This is a genomic window from Paraflavitalea speifideaquila (assembly GCF_032395985.1).
Lineage (GTDB): Bacteria > Bacteroidota > Bacteroidia > Chitinophagales > Chitinophagaceae > Paraflavitalea > Paraflavitalea speifideaquila.
In genome coordinates, this window is sequence record NZ_CP135920.1 from 3,206,124 (window position 1) to 3,224,009 (window position 17,886).

Annotated in this window: 20 protein-coding genes and 2 pseudogenes; 10 read left to right on the top strand and 12 right to left on the bottom strand. The window is 45.3% G+C overall.

What is annotated here, in order from left to right:
* Positions 1–242: 242 nt before the first annotated feature.
* Complete coding sequence (locus RS881_RS21995) at positions 243–1,118, bottom strand: sugar phosphate isomerase/epimerase family protein (protein WP_315823053.1); 876 nt, start codon at positions 1,116–1,118, stop codon at positions 243–245.
* Positions 1,119–1,480: 362 nt separating this feature from the next.
* Here RS881_RS21995 and RS881_RS22000 point away from each other — a divergent pair, with 362 nt between their 5' ends.
* Positions 1,481–1,987: an SRPBCC family protein gene (locus tag RS881_RS22000; protein ID WP_315823054.1), complete on the top strand. Its 507-nt coding sequence runs from the start codon at positions 1,481–1,483 to the stop codon at positions 1,985–1,987.
* 144 nt (positions 1,988–2,131) lie between these two features.
* Here the strand turns inward: RS881_RS22000 and RS881_RS22005 are convergent.
* The 5 genes and pseudogenes from RS881_RS22005 to RS881_RS22030 form a co-directional block, all read right to left on the bottom strand.
* Positions 2,132–3,321: pseudogene (locus tag RS881_RS22005) on the bottom strand (pyridoxal phosphate-dependent aminotransferase).
* Between the two features lie 184 nt (positions 3,322–3,505).
* Positions 3,506–4,594 carry an ABC transporter permease gene (locus RS881_RS22015; protein WP_315823057.1) on the bottom strand — a complete coding sequence of 363 codons (1,089 nt, stop codon included), beginning with the start codon at positions 4,592–4,594 and terminating at the stop codon, positions 3,506–3,508.
* A 71-nt stretch (positions 4,595–4,665) separates the two neighbouring features.
* Positions 4,666–5,853 (bottom strand): ABC transporter permease, encoded by a 1,188-nt coding sequence (locus RS881_RS22020; RefSeq protein ID WP_315823058.1) that lies wholly within the window; start codon positions 5,851–5,853, stop codon positions 4,666–4,668.
* A 242-nt stretch (positions 5,854–6,095) separates the two neighbouring features.
* Complete coding sequence (locus tag RS881_RS22025) at positions 6,096–6,668, bottom strand: hypothetical protein (protein ID WP_315823059.1); 573 nt, start codon at positions 6,666–6,668, stop codon at positions 6,096–6,098.
* A gap of 68 nt (positions 6,669–6,736) precedes the next feature.
* On the bottom strand, positions 6,737–7,168 hold the full coding sequence (locus RS881_RS22030; protein ID WP_315823060.1) for a hypothetical protein: 432 nt from the start codon (positions 7,166–7,168) through the stop codon (positions 6,737–6,739).
* Positions 7,169–7,848: 680 nt separating this feature from the next.
* Here RS881_RS22030 and RS881_RS22035 point away from each other — a divergent pair.
* The 3 genes from RS881_RS22035 (at position 7,849) to secF (ending at position 10,963) form a co-directional block, all read left to right on the top strand.
* Positions 7,849–8,736, top strand: a complete 888-nt coding sequence (locus RS881_RS22035) for a hypothetical protein (RefSeq protein ID WP_315823061.1) — start codon at positions 7,849–7,851, stop codon at positions 8,734–8,736.
* 50 nt (positions 8,737–8,786) lie between these two features.
* The gene (locus tag RS881_RS22040) at positions 8,787–8,966 is read left to right on the top strand and encodes a hypothetical protein (RefSeq protein WP_315823062.1); all 180 of its coding nucleotides are present in this window, start codon (positions 8,787–8,789) and stop codon (positions 8,964–8,966) included.
* A 116-nt stretch (positions 8,967–9,082) separates the two neighbouring features.
* Positions 9,083–10,963 carry a protein translocase subunit SecF gene (gene secF, locus RS881_RS22045; RefSeq protein WP_315824568.1) on the top strand — a complete coding sequence of 627 codons (1,881 nt, stop codon included), beginning with the start codon at positions 9,083–9,085 and terminating at the stop codon, positions 10,961–10,963.
* 252 nt (positions 10,964–11,215) lie between these two features.
* Here secF and RS881_RS22050 read toward each other — a convergent pair whose 3' ends face one another.
* A complete protein-coding gene (locus RS881_RS22050) occupies positions 11,216–11,431 on the bottom strand; it encodes a hypothetical protein (RefSeq protein WP_315823063.1) in 216 nt (71 codons plus the stop codon).
* Positions 11,432–11,699: 268 nt separating this feature from the next.
* Here RS881_RS22050 and RS881_RS22055 point away from each other — a divergent pair, with 268 nt between their 5' ends.
* The 6 genes from RS881_RS22055 to RS881_RS22075 all read left to right on the top strand — a co-directional run bounded on the left by RS881_RS22055 (position 11,700) and on the right by RS881_RS22075 (position 14,791).
* Complete coding sequence (locus tag RS881_RS22055; RefSeq protein WP_315823064.1) at positions 11,700–12,029, top strand: hypothetical protein; 330 nt, start codon at positions 11,700–11,702, stop codon at positions 12,027–12,029.
* Positions 12,030–12,310: 281 nt separating this feature from the next.
* Positions 12,311–12,811, top strand: a complete 501-nt coding sequence (locus RS881_RS22060) for a sensor histidine kinase (protein ID WP_315823065.1) — start codon at positions 12,311–12,313, stop codon at positions 12,809–12,811.
* Positions 12,784–12,930, top strand: a complete 147-nt coding sequence (locus RS881_RS59840) for an ATP-binding protein (protein WP_350340163.1) — start codon at positions 12,784–12,786, stop codon at positions 12,928–12,930. The genes RS881_RS22060 and RS881_RS59840 overlap by 28 nt, the downstream gene beginning before the upstream one ends.
* A 17-nt stretch (positions 12,931–12,947) precedes the next feature.
* Complete coding sequence (locus RS881_RS22065) at positions 12,948–13,655, top strand: response regulator transcription factor (RefSeq protein WP_315823066.1); 708 nt, start codon at positions 12,948–12,950, stop codon at positions 13,653–13,655.
* Positions 13,656–14,113: 458 nt separating this feature from the next.
* Positions 14,114–14,392 (top strand): DNA alkylation repair protein, encoded by a 279-nt coding sequence (locus tag RS881_RS22070; protein ID WP_315823067.1) that lies wholly within the window; start codon positions 14,114–14,116, stop codon positions 14,390–14,392.
* A 63-nt stretch (positions 14,393–14,455) separates the two neighbouring features.
* Positions 14,456–14,791, top strand: coding sequence for a hypothetical protein (locus RS881_RS22075; protein WP_315823068.1), 336 nt, complete (start codon positions 14,456–14,458; stop codon positions 14,789–14,791).
* Positions 14,792–14,952: 161 nt separating this feature from the next.
* Here the strand turns inward: RS881_RS22075 and RS881_RS22080 are convergent.
* The 5 genes and pseudogenes from RS881_RS22080 to RS881_RS22105 form a co-directional block, all read right to left on the bottom strand.
* Positions 14,953–15,533 (bottom strand): annotated as a pseudogene (locus RS881_RS22080) (chemotaxis protein CheB).
* Positions 15,515–16,108: a CheR family methyltransferase gene (locus RS881_RS22090; RefSeq protein WP_315823070.1), complete on the bottom strand. Its 594-nt coding sequence runs from the start codon at positions 16,106–16,108 to the stop codon at positions 15,515–15,517. Before RS881_RS22090 ends, RS881_RS22080 begins: the two are co-directional and overlap by 19 nt.
* Before the next feature lie 59 nt (positions 16,109–16,167).
* Complete coding sequence (locus tag RS881_RS22095) at positions 16,168–16,335, bottom strand: hypothetical protein (protein ID WP_315823071.1); 168 nt, start codon at positions 16,333–16,335, stop codon at positions 16,168–16,170.
* 25 nt (positions 16,336–16,360) lie between these two features.
* Entirely contained in the window at positions 16,361–17,404 is a 1,044-nt protein-coding gene (locus RS881_RS22100) for a response regulator (RefSeq protein ID WP_315823072.1), read from the bottom strand.
* Complete coding sequence (locus RS881_RS22105) at positions 17,365–17,706, bottom strand: hypothetical protein (protein WP_315825061.1); 342 nt, start codon at positions 17,704–17,706, stop codon at positions 17,365–17,367. Before RS881_RS22105 ends, RS881_RS22100 begins: the two co-directional genes overlap by 40 nt.
* Between the last annotated feature and the right edge of the window lie 180 nt (positions 17,707–17,886).

Here is a 17,886-nt window from a genome sequence, read left to right on the forward strand (position 1 = left end):
GGCAGCAACGGGCCATCATTGATCTCCTTGAAAAGCTCTGTGAAAAACAAGGGGTAACAAAAGAGGAACTTGACGTAATACGGAGGGCAAGAAAGCTAAAATAAGGAATTCAGGTAATTGATAATCAAGCTACAAAAATTTTGTAGATAGTTTCCAAATCTTCCACTATATTCGCGCCCGATTCGGAAAGAGAATTCCCCCAGTGTTCGACTGGGTTCCCTTCCCAGGTACCTTGAGGGTATTTACCTCAATAACTTCTTGGTAAATCCTGCACTTTTTTCCACACAGGCCAGATCATTGGGAACATAATTATTACCCTGTTCTACATATAAGTGTTGCGCCCCGGCCAGGCTGGCATGGGGTAGTAGTTTGGTAAAATCAATATCTCCGTCTCCCATGGTGGTATGCAGCTCGGGATTGGTTTTGTCCTTATCTTTTAAATGCCAAAGCGGAAAACGGTCAGGATGCTTTTTAAACAACGCCGGAAGGTCTTGCTTCATATAGGTAGACCAGTAAAGGTCCAGTTCCAGTTTCACATAATTGGGATCACTTTCCCGCAGTAGCATGGCATAACCTGTATCGCCATTGTATTCTATGAACTCGAAATTATGGTTATGGTAGGCCAACTGTAAACCGGCTTTATTGATCCTTTCACCTATTTTGTTTAAGGTAGCCACAATTTCTTTGAAGGCTTCTATAGATCGGTGGCTTTCATCCAACCAGGGCCAAACTATATATTGTTGTTTCAGGATATGCGCTCCTTCAATACATTCATCCACATATTTTAGAAGGTCGTCAGTTGTTTTGCCGGGCATTACATACAGGTTCAGGTCATAGTGGCCACTGGGGCTGGTTAGCCCATTTTCCTGTAACAACATTTTGAACTCGGCAGGTGTAAAGCGATAATATTGCCGGTTGAAACCATATGTTTCCACTTCCTGGTATCCAAACGACGCGATCTTTTTCAGGGTTCCCCGTACATCTTTGGAAAGCGCTTCACGGATAGTAAATAGCTGTAGACCTAGTTTGTATTTGGGTTTTACTACAAAGGATGATCCCATCATAAAGGCAGATGCCAATACACCTGTTTGCCGGATAAAGGTTCTACGGTTTGTCATGAAATCGGGGTTGAAGTGGTACTTAATTGATTAGAAAGGGAAAGTAACAAGAAATTGGGAGAATAAATGAGTTTGCCAGTCTTTTACAAAACGCTTCACCAATTTTATCAAAAATGAACGTACCAAAAACTTATTGCCTGGTATGAAATGCAATTAACTGCGTTTGATTGCCTAATTAGGCTTGTCATCAGGGCTTATTACCAGGTGCGATTACCCCTCTATAATGTCGCAGACACCCCTTGTAGAATGAGTTGCTAAAGGTAAGTTTGCCCTGCCTTGCTTTAAAACCCAACACATGACTTATGTATAACAAAACAACGGGCAAAACATGGCTACTGCCCATCACTTTAATCTGCTTAATTATGAGTATTTCAGCATCAACGTCTGCACAGCAGTCCGGTACTAAAGATTTAATTGTAACCCGCACTTTTGATGCGCCGGTGGAAAAGGTCTTCAAAGCCTGGTCAGAATCTGACCTGGTAAGAAAATGGTGGCAACCTAATGGCTTTACCACACCTATTGCCAATATGGATTTCAAGGAAGGCGGGAAGTCACTGGTTTGTATGCGTTCACCCGATGGTCACGACATGTACAATACCTGGACCTATAGCAAGATCGTACCCAACGAAAGGATTGAATTTGTGCTGAACTTTTCCGATAAAGATGGCAATAAGCTGGATCCTGCTAAAATAGGGATGCCTCCTGGAATTCCAGCCGATGTACGTCATGTGATCACCTTCAGGTCTGTAGGAGATAATAAAACTGAAATGACGGTTACTGAATATGGCTATACCGTAGCTGAAATAGTAGAAATGTCCAAAGCAGGTCTCCTGCAATGCCTCGATAAGATGACTGCCGCTCTTAAATAGTAATGGCTTCAAATCAACATGATAAAAACTAAAAAGCCGGGTGAGAGCCCGGCTTTTTAACAATATTATCGACAACAGAATTTAGTCACCCGTTTCAACAACCGCCTCTCAAATGCTGTATTCTATATTCTCCACCTGTCTTCCTTATTTCAATTTTCCCAAAGCAGCAACGATCCTTTTCCAGGCTTCTTCAATTTTCTCCATGCTGTTGGCAAAAGAAATACGGATGGCAGTAGGCTCACCAAAAGCGCGACCAGTTACGGTACTTACATGTGCTTTATTCAGTAAATACATACACAGGTCATCAGCATCTTTTATCACCTCTTCTCCATCAGTCTTGCCAAAATACTGGCTCACAGTAGGGAATACGTAAAAGGCGCCATCGGGTTCAGCAAACTTAAAGCCTTCAATTCCGTTCATGATTTCCAGTACCCTTTTCTTACGACGCTCAAATTCTTTATTCATTTCCTGGGAAGGGCGCAGGTCGCCGGTAAAGGCCACAATGGCTGCCCGCTGAGTGATGCTATTGGTACCGCTGGTCAACTGGCCTTGTAATTTCTCACAAGCTTTTACCACATCGGGGTGAGCAGCAACAATACCAAGGCGGTAACCCGTCATGGCAAAACCTTTGCTCAAACCATTGATGATGATCACACGGTCTTTCAGATCTTCAAATTGGGCAATACTTTCATGTTTACCTACAAAGTTGATGTACTCATAGATCTCATCAGAAAGGATGTAAACATTGGGGTATTTGCGGAAAACTACGGCCAGTGCTTCCAGCTCTTGCTTACTGTATACAGAACCGCTGGGGTTGCAAGGGGAGGAGAACATGAACAGCCTTGTCTTTTCGGTCAAGGCTGCTTCCAGTTCGGCAGGAGTGATCTTGTATTTGTTGTCAATAGAAGTAGAAACCAATTTCACTACGCCTTCTCCCAGTTTCACAATTTCAGAATAAGTAACCCAGTAGGGGTAGGGATCACTACTTCGTCGCCTTTACTTACAACAGCCCATACTGTATTGGCAAGGCTTTGCTTAGCGCCGGTAGAAACAATAATGTTCTCTGCTTTATAGTCGAGGTTATTGTCGCGCTTCAATTTCACGCATACCGCTTCGCGCAGATCGGGATAACCGGCTACAGGCGTGTAGTGACTGTAATTGTCATCAATTGCTTTCTTGGCGGCATCCTTAATGTGCTGAGGGGTATCGAAATCGGGCTCTCCCAAACTAAGGTCAATAACATCGACGCCTTTAGCTCTGAGCTCACGGCCGAGCTTGGCCATTTTCAACGTTTCAGGCTCGTTGAATAATTGTAATCTGGTTGATAGTTGCATAATAAATAAGTGTCTGTGCTTGCTTTTTTAAACGAATGGCGCAAAAATAATACAGTTTGTGGTTTTTGGGGGATTGTTTTTAGTACCGTTTTTGGTGGACTATTCAATCCGGGAAACATAAAAAAGCCCTGTTACGTAAAATAAACAGGGCTACTATGGAAAAGTAGAAAGAACTGCCCGGTTTTTACTCAGTCCGGAGTGATTTTACCGGGTTGGTCAGTGCCGCTTTGATACCATGGAAGCTCACCGTAGCAAGCGCAATGAATAATGCCAGCAGACCAGCCACCGCAAACATCCACCAGGATAAGCTGATACGGTAGTCCCAATTCTGCAGCATCTTATTCAGTACCCATCCGCCCAGCGGTGCGGCCAGCAGGAAGGCAATCAATACGGGTTTCAGAAAGTCTTTCGACAAAATGAGCCACACCTGCGATACACTCGCTCCCAGTACTTTACGTACACCAATTTCTTTGTTGCGTCGCTCGGCCAGGAAAGCCGACAGGCCAAACAAACCCAGACAGGAAATAAAAATGGCCAAAATACCGGTCATATTAGTCAATTGACTTGTATAGCGCATGCCTTCTAAACGTTGTTGGTTCACTTCACTGGTGAAATGATATTCAAATGGGGCGCCGGGGCTAGCCTTTTTCACGGCCAGCTCTACCTGGGCCATCGTTTCGCGCCAGATGTTATCATTGCGGAGCCGCAGGAAGAGGTGATTCATCCCGCCCCGGTTCAGTTTAATAAACATGGGACCGGGCGTAGACAATGGGCTATTGAAAACAAAATCCTGAACCACTCCGATAACTATAGACCCACCGAGTTTAGTGCCCACAATGGGCGATTTGAGTCCCATCCTCAGTGCCGCAGCCTGATTGATAAGGCAGGCATTTGAATCAGTACCAAATGCCGGGCTAAAATCACGTCCTTCCGCCATTTTCAAACCGGCTGTTTTTACCCAATCATATTGCACATCCGTTACCGTCATCCAGAAGCGCTGGTCAGCTGTTTTGCCCGGCCAGTCAATGCCATCTGTAGCCCCACCAAAAGCGATAAGGTCATTGGTGCCACCGGAAATACTTACCACCCCTGGTATTTGTGATAACGCATTTTTCAGTAATTGGAATTTCGGCGCCATATCGCCCCGTAGGGGTATTTCCACCAGGTTTTCCTGTTCATATCCGATAGGCCGGTTCTCGGCATGTTGCAATTGTTTAAAAACAACAATTGTGGCTAAAATGAGGAAAATAGACACCACGAATTGGAATGTCACCAGCCCTTTACGTAAAAGGAGCCCCCTTGCGGTTGGCAATAATACCTTTTAAAACCAATACCGGCTTAAAGCTACTGAGAAAAAAAAGCTGGATAGCTGCCCGCTACCAGGCCCGTAAAGAGTACCATGCCCAACAGGGAAAGCCACATTTGCCAGTTGGAAAGATCAAGGGTCATACTCTTTCCTGTATAATGATTGAGGCCAGGTAAAGCGATCACAGCCAGGAAAATGCCAAGCAATAAGGATAGGAAGGTAAGTAGCATCGCTTCACACAGGAACTGAAAAATTACCTGCTTGCGAAAAGCCCCCATCACCTTACGTACCCCCACTTCACGGGCACGTCGTTCCGAGCGGGCTGTGGAAAGATTCATGAAATTGATGCAGGCAATCAGCAATACAAACAGGCCAGTTACCGCCATCAGTATCACTGCATAGATACGCCCGCCAGCAGGTTTACCATTCTTAAATTCCCCATACAACCACATTTTACTAAACGGATAGGCAAACAATCCTCCATTTTCACTGCCCGATTTCTCTTTGAATAATTTATCCAGTTTGGCATTGAATGCAGTAAGGTCAATACCTGGCTGTAATTCCACCCAGGTAGCAATACGGCTATTGTCCCATTTATTGATCCAGGTACTGTTTTCCTGTTCGTATAGAGCGAAAGGAAGGATCACATCAAACTGTTCACTGCTGTTTACCGGCAGATCCCGGATCACAGCACCCACCTGCAAAAGATGTTGGTTATTATACCTGATCATTTTGCCCATGGGATCTTCCTGTCCAAACAATTTTTTAGCTGTCCTTTCCGTGATCACGACCGATCCTGATTGTTCCAATACCTTGACAGGATCGCCTGTGATGGCCGGAAAGGTCATCATCCGGAAATAATCAGGTTCCAGGTAAACAGTATTTTCATACAACGATTTTTCCCTAACGTTGAACAAGCCTTTCCCGCCATTGCCATACCGGGTTACGTACTTAACTTCAGGCAAGTTGACCCGTAATATCTCTGCTACAGGGCCTGGCACAGATTTGCCCGTATGGATGTCTTCAGACATCTTATTGGTCCCAAACAATTGATGAATATTGGGTAAATGCGTGTGAAACTTATTGTATCCGGTCAGATCCAGGATTACAATCATCACCAGGATGCCGATAGCCAGCCCTACTGCCAGCCCGCTAATATTAATAAAAGAGGAGGTTTTGTTCTTGATCAGGCTGCGCCAGGCGATCTTCAGGTAATTTTTTAGCATAAATTAAATATTGTCAGGGTTAGCTTCGGTGAGCTAAGAGAATGCCAGAATTATAATTGATTGTAAATCAGTAATATAGGACTGGATTGGCCAGCCCAAACTGTCCTTTTTTGATACATCGGGTGTTCATTTATGAAGGAATACTTGTCTTTTAGGGGTTTATTGATTTTCCAATTTTGGTTTTACAATCGCTTTGTCAGCCAGATAAGCAGGTAAAGTCCTTACAGTTGCATTCAGTCGATCTATATTGGTTTTCGTTTTACCTTGTCTTCCAGGTTGTAATTGTAATTGAGGAACAGGTAGTAAGTAATTAACCGGTTGTAAGTGTCAAGGTTTTTGTCAGCGATCATAGTCAGCATCCTTTCTTCTATTCCTGCTGAATTGGCTGATTCTGCCAAAGCCCGGCCAAGCCGCCCAATGCTGCCAAAATAATGATTGGCGGAGGGATTGTTGATACGCAGACTGATGCCCAGCATGAGATCGGATAAATTAATGTCCAGCACTTCCAGTTCTTTGATATAGGTTTTGCGGGCTGCCCAGGCATAACTGCCATCACTGGCCCTGTCGAACCGGTCATTCATGATATCGAGGTGCGCTCGCAGAAAAGTTTCCCAATTCACCGTTTCGGCCGATAGGATGGCAATGTTCAACGCATGAACACGGGGCCTTTGATCCTGGCTACACATACCCACTACCCGGCGGCCCCTTTTTAATTCCAGGCTTGTCTTCTTTGAATAATACGTTGCTACATAGTTTTCAAATTCATCATTAGACCACCCCTCTTCCAACACTTCATTGGCAGCTTCCTGGAGCAAACTATTAAAGGTGGAGGTTTTTGACAGGGTATTTTCAATGATCGAGTCCTTTTGCGCTTCCCATGCCTCTATTTTTTCGTAATAGCCATTGGTGTTATTGGGGTCATATAGTGGGCGGGGACCAGCTTCCCGATTAATATATTCCCTAAAAGCCGCAAGCCTGGGGGAATTTTATCTCTGGACTTGTTGCTGCTTTTTTCCCTTAATTTAAATATACTGGTGCTGGTATCTATCATACAATCTGAATATTGAACCAGGCGTGCATACTTTTCAGCCAATGGAGCTTGCTCCAGATTTGTCACAAAGTAAAAAGCCTCCACCGATTCGTTACTATAATCAGATCGGGGGTGATACTCAAATACCCATTTCCCTTGCAATGGCCCTTCATAGTGGGCGGTTTCACCGGAAAAGGTAAATCGCTGATCGCTTTCGTCACCCAGGGTGAAAGTATTGAATTCAGTCACTACTTTGCCATCTTCCCGGTCATGGCGTTTGATCACCAATAAGTCTTTCTGGACTGTACAGGAAGGGTATTTTTCACAAAACTGTCGAAAGGTATATTGTCCCGGAGGTCTGCCAGTGCCTTTTTATGGCTCCCTTTTCCATTTCAATATAATGCGCTCTTCCCTGGGATACCGCTTGGTACACCCTGTTTAGCTCACAAGTTTTGAATTTCAGGTGCAGGGAGTCAACAATGACCCTTAACTGGCGGATGGTAGTATCGCCATAGATAAGCCCGTTGGTATGAACGGAAAATTCATTCCTTTCCTGGAGAGATTGGGAAAAACTCCCATCGCAGGCAGCATTAGCCAGCAGAATAATAGTTTATTCATGGCAGTGTAATTGGTTTAGGAGAAGATGCTTTAACGAAAAAAAATACACAGAAGTATTGCTGAAAAGATGTTAAATTGTAGCCAATAACATAAACCACAAATAATTAACTAGTAACACTTTATGATTGTTTTGATGATTGACAGCCCTTGCCGCCGCTGGTTTTGTGCACAGTTCGTCAGTTCCAGCTCTAGCCCACAGATCTTCACCTGACTAAAATGACTGACCCGGCTATCCGTATGCGCTTGCCGAAACCTTCTATAAGCCTCATTTTCAGGCTTATTTTGCTATTTCCTTTTCTGTCCGAAAACCCTATCTTTGCCAACTCCTAAAAATAAACAACATTGCAATGAGAGCACTGGTTAGCATATTTGCTGGATTATTGATCCTTATATCCCTTTACCAGCTATCCTTTACCTGGTTCGTGAACAAACATGAGAAAAGTTTGGAGGCCAAAGCGACTGCTTACATCAAAAGAGCTTATTCACCCGCTGCCACAAAATACCCTGGCGATAATAGTAAAGAAGCCCGGGCTGCTTACCAGGATTCTCTGGATACTTACAAAGCCACTTACCTCGATAGCTTGCGTATCGCCACAAAAGATACCAAAATTACCTGGTGGGGTCAATCTTATCAGAAAGCCAAAGAAAGTGAATTGTTATTGGGCCTCGACCTGCAGGGCGGTATCAACGTAACCATGGATATTGCATTGGATGGATTGATCAAAGGATTGGCTAATAATCCCAAAGATCCCCAGATCAAAAATGCCATTGAAGAAGCACAAAAATTGAAGTTGAACAGTGATCAAAATTTTATCAACCTCTTTGTTACTGCCTTCAGGAATGTGAATCCCGGTGCCAAACTGGCTCCTCATTTTGCAAAACAGGGCAATAAACTGAATGCTACTTCAAGCGATAACCAGGTAGTCGCTTATATCAACGATAGGGCTAATGCGGCCATGGCTCAAACCTACCAGGTATTGAGAAAGCGTATTGATAAATTTGGTGTTGCTCAACCCAATATCAGCCTGGACGAAAATAAAGGTATCATCACCGTTGAACTGGCTGGTGCCAGCGATCCTGAGCGTGTGCGGAAATACCTGCAGTCTACTGCCAACCTCCAGTTCTGGGAAGTATATACCATGAACGATGCCATCATGCAAAATGGCTTTGTAAATGCTGATAAGGCATTGGAAGCTTATTTATATGGTACCCCACTGTTGACAGTAATGCACTGAAAGCCATCGATACCCTGCAGGGTGCTGCGAAGGATTCAGCCCGCAAAGCATTGGACAGCGCTGCTGCAGCCAGTCGTCAAAACCCGCTGTTCCGTGTGCTCAATCCTGCCCGTCCCTACCAGGGCGGTGGCTATCCCGGATATGTGGGCATTGCTGCCTTAAAAGATACCGGTAAAGTAAATCAATACCTCAGCATACCTGCTGTAAAAACAATTTCCCCGGCAACGTAAAATTCCTGTGGAGCAAACAAGAGCGTGATGACAAAGGCGGATTAAGCCAGGCGCTTACGCTTTATGCTATAAAAACCATTCCTGGTAAAGAAGGCGCTCAACTGGAAGGTGGTGCCATTGAGGATGCCCGTCAGGAGTTTGACCAAACGACCAACGAAGTGCTCGTTACCATGGATATGAACGATGCCGGTGGCCGTATCTGGGCCAATATGACGGAGCGTAACATTGGTAAACCCATTGCCATTGTATTGGATGATATTGTTTATACTGCTCCCAATGTAAACTCTAAAATTGATGGTGGCCGTTCCCGTATCACCATGGGCGCCGGCAATGCCAAGAACAGGCAACTGGTGGTAGAAGAAGCCCAGGATATTGCCAATATCCTGAAATCGGGTAAAGTAGAAGCCGCTGCCAAGATCGTACAGGAACAAGTAGTAGGACCTACCCTCGGTGAAGAAGCCGTAAATGGTGGTATCATGTCATTTGGTATCTCCTTCGTGGTGATCTTCCTGCTCATGATCGTATATTATAATACCGCTGGTATTGTAGCCAATATCGCCCTCATCTTAAACCTGCTATTTACAATAGGCGTATTAAGTGCTTTGGGCGCTACCCTTACCGCTCCTGGTATTGCCGGTCTGGTACTGACCATCGGTATGGCGGTAGATACCAATGTAATTATATTTGAACGTATCAAAGACGAACTGGCGCATGGCAAATCACATGAACAGGCTGTAAAAGACGGTTACCGACGTTCATTACCGCCCGTACTGGATGCGCACATTACTACCTTATTAACAGCCATCATCCTGGCTATCTATGGTCTGGGTCCTGTATTGGGTTTTGCCACTACACAGATCATCGGTATCCTGCTGTCCCTGTTCTGCGGTATCCTGGTTTCACGCCTGATCACCGACTTCTATACCAACAAGAACCGTCACTTTAAATACTTTACCGGCTTATCCAAACGTATCTTCAAACATGCCGCTTATAAATTCATCGAGTTCCGTAAAGTAGCTTACGGTATCTCCATCCTGGTTTTGATACTGGGTGTGGCTGCCATCTTCAACGGCTTTGATGAAGGCGTAGAGTTTAAAGGCGGAAGAAGCTATGTAGTAAACTTTGGTAAACCTGTTGAGGAAGAGAAGGTACGGGAAGCACTGGATAATACATTCCATAAGGCTCCTTTGATCAAAACCTATGGTTCTCCCAACAAACTGGAAATTACTACCGACTACCGCATTAATGAAGCTGGTTTGTCTATTGACTCTGCTGTACGCAATACCTTATTTGGCGGCCTGAAATCTTTCCTGCCTGCTAACCTGACGGCAGAAGAGTTTGCCACTACCAAATGGGTAGAGGGAACCAAGAAAGTAGATCCTACCATCTCTGATGACCTGAAAAGCGGTGCACAGTGGGCAACCTTCTGGTCACTGCTCATCATTTCCATCTATATCTTTATCCGTTTCCGTGACTGGCGATATTCTCTGGGTACCATTGTTGCCCTGTTGCACGACGTATTGGTTACCCTGGCAGTATTCTCTTTCCTGAAAGGAGTGGTGCCTTTCCCATTGGAAATCGATCAGCACTTCATTGCGGCCATCCTGACCGTAATTGGTTTTTCGATGAACGATACTGTGATCGTTTTCGACCGTGTTCGTGAATACAGCCATAACATGCGGAACATTGATAAGCCAACCTTGATCAATAAGGCCATCAATGATACCCTGAGCCGTACCATTATGACCTCGCTAACGGTGTTCCTCACCATCCTGATCCTGTTCCTGGTAGGTGGTGAAGTAACCAAAGGATTTGCCTTCGCTATGTTGATCGGTGTGGTTACCGGTACCTATTCATCCATCTTTGTGGCTGCTCCCATGCTGGTTGACCTGGCCAAGAGCAAACCCCTGGGTGAAGCCGATGCCAGGCCCGGTGCTACTACTGCTCCGGCAGTAAAAGCCAAAACACCTGCAGCGCCAGCCGGTAAGAAAGCATAAATAAAGACTTGATTATAATGCAAAGCCTGTGGATCATCCACAGGCTTTGTTGTTTTAGGGAGGTGATGGTTCGTCAATCGTTAATCCACTTGGGCCGCCTCCCTCAGCTATTTACCCTTCCCGGTCATTTTGATCGTAGAGCATGTTGCTATTGGAGCAAATGATTCAACCCGCCGAAGGGCGGACTGTAAAGAAACGTCGTCCACCCACGGACGACGTTCATAAACCCTAACAAAACCGACCTTGCTTTATCTAATTATTTAGTAGCAGGCTTGGTAGAAGCAGCTGCTTTATGATGTTTTTATGATGGTGACCAGCTTTCTTTGCCTCTTTTGCCATGGCATCTTTGGCAGGTGCCGGTGCAGCAGTAGCCGCAGCAGCCTCTTTTTTGGCAGGCTTAGCAGCTTGTTTGGGGCTGGTTTGTGCCATTGTTAAGCCGGTTAATGCTATTACCAAGGTGGCTAACAAAAGTACTTTTTCATTGTATGTGAATTTTGTAGTGAAGAATGTTTACACAATAAAGCTATCCAAATATTTTGCCCGCACACTGTTTCTGGGCATGCTTAACCGCCGATTAACTTGTGTTAATGAATTGTTGATGAGCAGGATAACTAGTTGTAACTTTCCTTAACGATCGCTTAACCAGATAAAAAATAATTGATAGATAATGCATAGCAAATTTGCCGGAGGTATTTATCTAAACGGCATGCGTTCCTCAACCCTCAGATGGATTATTTTGTTGGCAACTTGTCTGATTGCCCTCATTACTGGTGTCCAGTTATTTTGGCTCAATAAAGTGTATTCTTTTGAACACAAAACCTTCAATACAAATGTGGTAAAAAGCATCCGGGGTCTATACGAGGACATGGATATTGCCGATACCCCAGCCAATCACCTGCAAGACCTGATCGAGCATCCCGCACCCGATTATTTCCTGTTCCGGATCGAAGGCACCGACCTGCCTTATGATTCCCTGGTATATTACCTGAAACATGAACTGAATGATTTTGATGTACTTACCGATGCACATATCGGGCTCTATGATAACCAAAAGGGAAATACATAGCCGAGCAGTATATCCCCGCCGCCGCTGCCCGTTATGACCCTTCTAATAGCATATTACCCGCTTACCAACGGGATCATGACTACGTATTATTATTCTTTCCGCATCGCAATAAATACGTATTGGCCCAGATGAATTTCTGGTTCATCAGTACTGCCATCCTTTTCATCGTATTGATCGGATTGGCGGTCATCCTTTTACTTCTACCAGCAGAAGTTCCTGGTAGAGGTGCAAAAGGACTTTGTGAACAATTTTACCCATGAGTTCAAGACCCCCTGGCCGTCATGAAAATATCAGCCGAGGTATTGCTACAAGATAAGATTGCGAACCAGCCCGACCGCCTGTATAAATATGCCAATATCATCCAACACCAAACGGAACATTTGCAAAGTCAGGTAGAAAGATTATTGCATATTGCCTCTACCGACCGCCGCGAACTCCCCATTGAAAAAGTGCGTGTGCCGGTGAAAGAGATCATTGAACAAGCCGTTGCCAAAGTACAGCCCCTGGTAGACGATAAAGAGGCGCTGATAGAGATACAAAGCCCCGGGGAACCAGGTTATGAACTATTGGCCGACCGGGTACACCTGGAACTGGCCGTGGTAAACTTGCTGGAAAATGCGCTTAAATATTCTACCAAGCCGCATGTGATCATCAGTACCGGGCAGGAAGACGGGCATCTTTTCATTTCGGTAAAAGACAATGGCATCGGAATTGAAAAGAAATACCAAAAGAATTTATTCAAAAATTTTACCGCGTGCCCACTGGCGACGTACATAATGTAAAGGGATTCGGTCTTGGACTGAATTTTGTTAAACGTATCATAGATGCCCACCACGGAAGTATTAAGGTTAATAGCCTGCCGGGGATTGGGACGGAGTTCAAAATGCTGTTTCCCCTCTAATAAAAACTATACATGCCATGTTAACAAGAAAAGGGAAAGTTTTACTGGCAGAAGATGACCTTGCCTTAAGCTATGTAATCAAAGACAACCTGGTAGATGCCGGGTATGAAGTAACCGTTTGCCCGGATGGGCAAACTGCCATCGATCAATTTGAAAAGGGACGCTTTGATATCTGCCTCCTCGATGTGATGATGCCCAATAAAGACGGCTTCAGTGTATCCAAAAAGATCCGTCAACACAGTGATGTGATCCCCATCCTGTTCCTTACGGCCCGCTCTATGGAGGAAGACAGGATCAAGGGCTTTTTATCTGGTGCCGACGATTATATTACCAAACCCTTCAGCATGCAGGAACTGCTGCTGAGGATGGACGTATTTATGCGCCGTACCCGTAAACTGGCCGCCGAACAGGTACAACAGTTCTTCATCGGTAAACTTACCTTCTCTTACACCGACCTAAAGCTAAATGCGCCGGAAGAAAGCTTTACCCTTACCCAAAAGGAAGCCGACCTCCTGAAATTCCTTTGCGAACATGCCAACCATATCCTGAAAAGGGAAGAAGTGCTCCTGAACGTGTGGGGGAAAGATGACTATTTCCTGGGCAGGAGCATGGATGTGTTCATGACCAAGCTGCGCAAATACTTCAAAACCGATCCCAATGTACTGTTGGAGACCATCCATGGGGTAGGATTTCGCTTCAATGCCGCTGTGCAGGTACCCGCCTGATGCCTCACACAGTAAAAAACTAGCTTTTCTAACTTATTCATACTGAAAGCCTTCCGAAGGGAAGGCTTTTCTTATTCTCTGAAGGTCCAGGGAAGCACCATTGCACAGGTATAGGTGCTTCATGCCATGTACTAACATAATACCTATATATATCCTATACAATAGCAAGACAATCCGTACATATTACGTCTCTATAAAGAACGTAATATATACGGATTGTGTACGGATAGTATACGTAATGTATACGGAATATCTGACTACCAATGAACCGGGATTCTACTACTGTTCTGGTATGCCCCGGAGGCCACGTGGGTATAATTCATACTTATAGGTGATACAGATAGGGGCTGTTGAGGCCTACTTTTGTAGTAACAGCTGTCATAATGCCGGGGAGGAATGGAATACTGGACAATGATACCTGGCGCGGCGGCGGATCTAAACCATTTAAAACGATTTGCATGACAAAAACCGAAGTAATGAAAGAGTTACAATCCATGGGTAGTGAGGATGTCAAAGCCCGGTGGATAAAACATGGCGCCCGGGAGCCCTTTTTTGGTGTATTGGTGGGCGACTTGAAGAAGGTGGTAAAAAAGATCAAAAACGATCAGCAGTTGGCCATGGAGTTGTATGATACAGGTAATTCGGATGCCATGTACCTGGCCGGATTGGTAGCCGATGGGGCTAAGATGACGAGCAAACAACTTCAGGCATGGGTTGAAAAAGCCCCTGGTACATGATCAGTGAATACACCGTACCCTGGGTAGCTTCGGAAAATCCTGATGGGCATCAGCTAGCCCTGAATGGATCGAATCCAAAAGGACCCTATTTCGGCCAGTGGATGGAGCACCCTGGCTGGTTTACTGGCCATCAAACCCGATCATGAGATCGATCTGAAGGAAATAAAACAATTGCTGGAAAGGGTAGAGAAGACCATTCACAAAGCCACTAATCGTACCAGGCATACAATGAATGCGTTTGTTATTGCCGTGGGAGGGTATATGCCGGCCTTGACGGCTCAGGCCATTGCTACCGGAAAAAGATTGGTCTGGTGGAAGTGGATATGGGGGCACAGCCTGTCGGGTACCATATTCACCGGACTATATCCAAAAAATGAAGGACAAGGGTTATATCGGTAAGAAGCGTAAAACGATCAGGTGCTGAAGAAGTCCGTAAGTCGGAAAGACCGGGAGACCGAAAGAAAGGGGACTGAAAGAACGGAAGTCGGAAGATCTGGAAGAAAACCAGGCAGCTACTGTATTACTTACCGACTTCGGACTTTACTGACTTTCCGACTAGTCTAAAACAAACTATTAATGTAATCTGCTATTTCGTGAGCGGGCAGTATTATATCCACTTTTACTTGTTGCAGTGCCTTCCGGGGCATATAGTCCACATCGGCTGTTTCGGGATCCTGTACCAGGCAGGTGCCGCCCAGGCTTTTGATGCGCTTCATGCCTTCTACGCCATCGGCATTGGCGCCCGACAACAGGATACCTAACAGCGAGGGGCCATATACTTCGGCTGCCGATTCAAAGGTGGTGTCAATACTGGGACGGCTATAGTTGACCTTTTCCGATACATCGAGTGAAAAGCTGCGGTCTTTTTCCAGTAGTAAATGATAATCCGTAGGTGCTATGTAAATCGTATGGGGGCAATGGGTTCTTTTTCTTCGGCTTCTTTTACCGGCCAGGTAGTTTTGGCACTGAGCAGTTCAACCAGTATTTCATCATTGTTGGGCTTGCGATGGGTAACAATAATGATGGTCACTGACAGATGAGGCAGCAGGCCTGGGATCAGTTTCAGTATAACGTCCAGGCTACCGGCAGAACCACCGATAACAATGAGTTGAATGGAAGGGCTCATGCTATTTTGCGCCATATCCTTTCTTTATTATCCAGTTGTTTGTACTTGTGGTAGATGGGAGCGTATTTTAAGTTCTCTTTAGCGCCCAGTGCCAGGAAGCCAAGTGTATCCAGGCTTTCATCAAACAACTGCAGGGCATTGTTTTGTAGGTTCCTGTCGAAATAGATCAATACATTCCGGCAAAAGATAAGCTGAAACTCATTGAATGAGCGGTCTGAAACCAGGTTGTGCGTGGCCACCACCATTTTAGCAGCCAGCTTATCATCAAACTTGGCCCAGTCGTATTTGGCGGTATAGTATTGGGAAAAGTCCTGCTTGCCGCCTGATTGGATATAATTCTCCGAGTATTGCTTGATGAAACGCAAAGGAAAGATACCCTTTCGTAAACGGTCCAGTACCCCTGGATTAATATCAGTAGCATAGAGCAGGGATTTCTTAAGCAGCCCGGCTTCCTGCAGCAGCATAGCCATGGAATACACTTCTTCGCCGGTTGAACAGCCGGCATGCCAAATGCGTATGAAGGGATGGGTAGCCAGCACAGGCAGTACTTCTTCACGGATGGTTTTGTAGAAGGTGGGGTCACGGAACATTTCAGTTACATTGACCGTGATCTCTTCTACGAAACGCCTGAAATAAGTACTGTCTGTTTTTATTTGCTTCCGGAAGAAAGCAAAGGAGGGAATTTATCCAGTGAATATAAACGGTTGATCCTTCGCTTTAGCGATGCTTTGGAATAATCAGTAAAGTCATAGCCATAGGTTTCCAGCAGGTCCTGCAGCAGTATTTCTATTTCGGGATCCTGTACTTCAAATTCCACAGCAATTGTTTTTTAAAGATCAATTTCATTTACCGGCATCATACAACCATACCCTCAGCAGGGACAATAACTGGTCAATGTCAACCGGTTTGCTAATATAGTCAGAAGCGCCGGCTTCAATACATTTTTCCCGGTCGCCTGTCATGGCTTTGGCGGTTACGGCTATTACGGGTAATTTCCTGCAGGCCGGGTTGGCCTTGATACGACGGGTGGATTCATAACCATCCATTTCGGGCATCATCATATCCATCAATACAATATCCACTTCCGGGTGTTCCTGTAATTGTTTGAGGGCATCCTTGCCATCCACTGCCGAAACCACGCTCATTTGGTAGGTTTCCAGCGCCTTGGTGAGGGAATAAATATTACGGATATCATCATCAGCTATCAATACTGTTTTACCTTTTAATACTTCCTGCAGTATGCCCATATTATTGGGCCGGCCGGTGGAAGCGCCTTTTTCTTCTACCAGGTGCAGGAAGAGCGATACTTCATCCAGTATGCGTTGGTAGGAGTGGGCCGTTTTGATCACGATCGAATCGGCATACTGTTTGATCTTCATCTCTTCGGCCCTGGACAGGTTCTTACCTGTAAAAATGATGATGGGGATATTTTCCAGGCCTGGTGTTTTCTTTACTTCATCCAGGGTATCATACGATTTTTGGTTGGGGATACCCATATCGAGTATTACACAATTCACTTCCTTTTGCAGGAGGGCCTGCACACTGCCAATCACTGTATTCTTGATCTCGGTATTGACCTTGAAATTTTCCAGGTAATAAGCCAGGGCCTTGGCATGCTTCATATTCTCTTCCACAATAAGTACTTTGCGTGGATTGTTGGTAAGCATGTATTCAATGCGGGCAAAAACATCCTGCATCTGTTCATAGGCCACCGGTTTGTTGATGAAATCGACGGCTCCTTTGGAAATACTCTTGTATTTGGCATCGTAAGCGCTCATCATGTGCACCGGTATATGTTTGGTTTGTGCATTGTTTTTTAATTCTTCCATCACTTCCCAGCCATCTTTTACCGGTAATTGTATATCGAGCAGGATGCCGGCCGGCATAAATTGATAGCCAGCGCCAGGGCTTCATCACCCCGTACGCTTACTACTCCCTTATATCCTTTATGGCGCGTATAGTCGAGTAAGGATTTGGCAAAATTGGTATCGTCTTCCACAATGAGGATCACCTTATCGCGGTGGTTGATCTTGTGCCGGTCGTCGGGAATATTCTCCGGGATAATATCGCTGATATAGCGTTGACGTAATTCCTGTACGGGGATGGGTAGTGGGGCCGGCATAGGGATGCCTGCTTCTCCAGGTGGTGATGGGTGGGTTATTTCCATGCTACCGGTAAGCGTGGCCATGGTTTTGGATACGGGCATCCATACAGCAAACTCACTTCCTTGCCCTGGTTCACTATGGAGGCGTATTTCACCGCCCAATAGTTTGGCCAGCTCCCGGCTGATGGATAATCCCAGGCCCGTACCCCATATTTACGCCGGGTGGAACCGTCGGCCTGCTGAAAGGCTTCAAAGATGATGGCT

Bases quoted from the DNA above. Each gene is read 5' to 3' on its own strand.
- RS881_RS22060 (WP_315823065.1), top strand. From the start codon at position 12,311: ATGAAAATATCAGCCGAGGTATTGCTACAAGATAAGATTGCGAACCAG.
- RS881_RS22000 (WP_315823054.1), top strand. From the start codon at position 1,481: ATGAGTATTTCAGCATCAACGTCTGCACAGCAGTCCGGTACTAAAGAT.
- RS881_RS22075 (WP_315823068.1), top strand. From the start codon at position 14,456: ATGGATCGAATCCAAAAGGACCCTATTTCGGCCAGTGGATGGAGCACC.
- RS881_RS22070 (WP_315823067.1), top strand. From the start codon at position 14,114: ATGACAAAAACCGAAGTAATGAAAGAGTTACAATCCATGGGTAGTGAG.
- RS881_RS22065 (WP_315823066.1), top strand. From the start codon at position 12,948: ATGTTAACAAGAAAAGGGAAAGTTTTACTGGCAGAAGATGACCTTGCC.
- RS881_RS21995 (WP_315823053.1), bottom strand. From the start codon at position 1,118: ATGACAAACCGTAGAACCTTTATCCGGCAAACAGGTGTATTGGCATCT.
- RS881_RS22035 (WP_315823061.1), top strand. From the start codon at position 7,849: ATGAGAGCACTGGTTAGCATATTTGCTGGATTATTGATCCTTATATCC.
- RS881_RS22105 (WP_315825061.1), bottom strand. From the start codon at position 17,706: ATGGCCACGCTTACCGGTAGCATGGAAATAACCCACCCATCACCACCT.
- RS881_RS22020 (WP_315823058.1), bottom strand. From the start codon at position 5,853: ATGCTAAAAAATTACCTGAAGATCGCCTGGCGCAGCCTGATCAAGAAC.
- RS881_RS22090 (WP_315823070.1), bottom strand. From the start codon at position 16,108: ATGTTCCGTGACCCCACCTTCTACAAAACCATCCGTGAAGAAGTACTG.
- RS881_RS22100 (WP_315823072.1), bottom strand. From the start codon at position 17,404: ATGCCGGCCGGCATCCTGCTCGATATACAATTACCGGTAAAAGATGGC.